Origin of the sequence: Methanobrevibacter millerae (genome assembly GCF_900103415.1) — an archaeon.
Classification (GTDB): Archaea; Methanobacteriota; Methanobacteria; order Methanobacteriales; family Methanobacteriaceae; genus Methanocatella; species Methanocatella millerae.
In genome coordinates this window covers 1-2,097 of the sequence record NZ_FMXB01000044.1, presented here as the reverse complement: position 1 = coordinate 2,097, position 2,097 = coordinate 1, and the positions used below count along the sequence as shown (strand labels likewise).

Annotated in this window: 2 protein-coding genes and 1 pseudogene; all 3 read left to right on the top strand. The window is 26.5% G+C overall.

The features are described from left to right. The coding region (locus F3G70_RS11900; RefSeq protein WP_188118190.1) for a hypothetical protein at nucleotides 1-414 on the top strand (414 nt) is incomplete at its 5' end. 9 nt (nucleotides 415-423) lie between these two features. Beyond that, on the top strand, nucleotides 424-1,602 hold the full coding sequence (locus F3G70_RS11895; protein ID WP_149732921.1) for a tetratricopeptide repeat protein: 1,179 nt from the start codon (nucleotides 424-426) through the stop codon (nucleotides 1,600-1,602). Nucleotides 1,603-1,822: 220 nt separating this feature from the next. Further along, a pseudogene (locus F3G70_RS11890) lies at nucleotides 1,823-2,097 on the top strand (hypothetical protein); the annotation flags it as partial.

Below are 2,097 nucleotides of genomic sequence, written 5' to 3'. Positions count from 1 at the left end.
CAAAGGTTAATCTTTGCATTATTCTATTTATCCAGCATAAACACAAATGTTTTATTTACAAGCCATTTGATTATAAATCCAAATTCTGATTTATATGAATCTTTAAATTTAATATTAAAGTCACCAAACCTAATAAAAGAAAATAAAAGAATACAAGAAGAAAATAAAATAATTTATAACTATGGTATTGGAGGTATTGATCCAAAAGGCCCCTTCGAGCATGTTGGCGAAGAACTTAATAAACAAACAAACTTGCTTAAGCAATCTTTTTATAAATTGGACATTATAAGGATTATTCAAAGCGTATATAAAATTAATTTTATTTTTTTATCTGTCGAAGCAGAAATAATAAATGCTTTGGGTAAAGAAATTACAAACATATTATTGAGCTTAAATAATACAAATAACGGATGATGAACGATTATGAATATTTTATCAAAATTTAACAACATAAAACTAAAAAAGTGTTTTAATAAAGCAATAAAATTATATCGTGAAGGAAAATATGAAAAAAGCATTAAAATTTGCTCATACTTAATAAATGAAAATTTTAATGTTATTGAATGTTATAATTTACTTTTTGAGATATATGATGTTATGGGTGATTTAGATAATGCTTTATTGCATTTAAATAATTCTTTGAAATTAAAACCAGATGATATTGATAATATAATAAATAAAGGAATACTTTTATATGAATTAAAGAAATATAATGAATCTCTAGAAAATTTTAATAATGCATTATTAATCGATGAAAACAATGATTATGCAATAACCGGAAAATTAATTGATTTAATAGATTTAAATAGATCTGATGATGCTAAAAAATTTTTGAATACAATCAATATTGATTCTTCCGATGATTATATTTTAGATAGATATTCTATCGTATTTATTAGATTAAACATGATGGAAAATGCATTAGAACAAATTAATCATGCAATATCAATAAACCCAAAGAAAGACAGATACTGGAATAATAAAGGTTTAATCTTAGATGAATTAAATGATTACGACAACGCTTTAAAATGCTATGATAATGCTTTAAAAATAAACCCAAAAAATGAAATATCATTATCTGGAAAAGCTAGTGTTTTTAAAGATTTAAAAGATTATAATAATGCTTTAAAATACTTTGATGAAGCTTTAACTATTAATCCTGATTGTGTTGAATGTTGGGTTAACAAATCCATAACATACTATTTGTTAAAAGATTATGAAAATTTAGAATTATGCATCAACAAGGCATTAGAATTAGATCCAAATGATTCTAATAATTGGAATAAGAAAGCTTTATTTTTAGATGAAGCTGAAAGGTACGATGAAGCGTTACTCTGCTTTGATAAAGCATTAGAAATTAACCCAAATGCCCTTGATTTATATATTAACAAATCCAATACATTAGTTAATCTAAATCGTCTTGATGACGCATTAAATGTAATCGATGAAGCTTTCAGTTTAGATGACAATTGTCGGGATATTGCTTTGCAAAAAGTAAAGATTCTAAAAGAATTGAGTAGAACTGACGAAGCAGAAATATTAGAAAAAGAAGCTCAAAACCTGCCAGAAATGGAGGATTTACCATTATTTTATTATTATTAATTATACATACTTCGAAAACAAAGAGAAAATTAAAATAATAACGTATGGAGTGAAAATACGAGAATACTATGGAATGATAGATTATGAATAAAATTTTACCTTTTGAAGCGAGAATGGGTAAAGGTCTAATGATATATGGTTTGTTTTTCATATTTATCATTGCCGTGATTTTGTTTTTAATGCTTTTTGTTTATATCATATAATAGGGAGTTATATTGTTATGTGCACGGATGATTGTATTATTGAGACTTTTAATGCATCCCGACATTTGCCTGTGGCTTTTTCATTATGCAATGATTATAACTGTTTATACATTACAGGCGAATCAGACCATAGCATGGGCATGACTGTGGCCGGTGATGCTGAAAATGTTTGGAAATTCCGTTTTACCTGCTCATTTGCCTACAGCTTACTTGAACAGTTAGTGGGAACAAACATCTGGGAAGACCATAATATCGGCAGCGTTACTTTAGGATTGCTTCAAAGATACATGAA

Excerpts from the sequence above, each read along its gene's own strand:
- F3G70_RS11895 (WP_149732921.1), top strand. The coding sequence starts at position 424 with ATGAATATTTTATCAAAATTTAACAACATAAAACTAAAAAAGTGTTTT.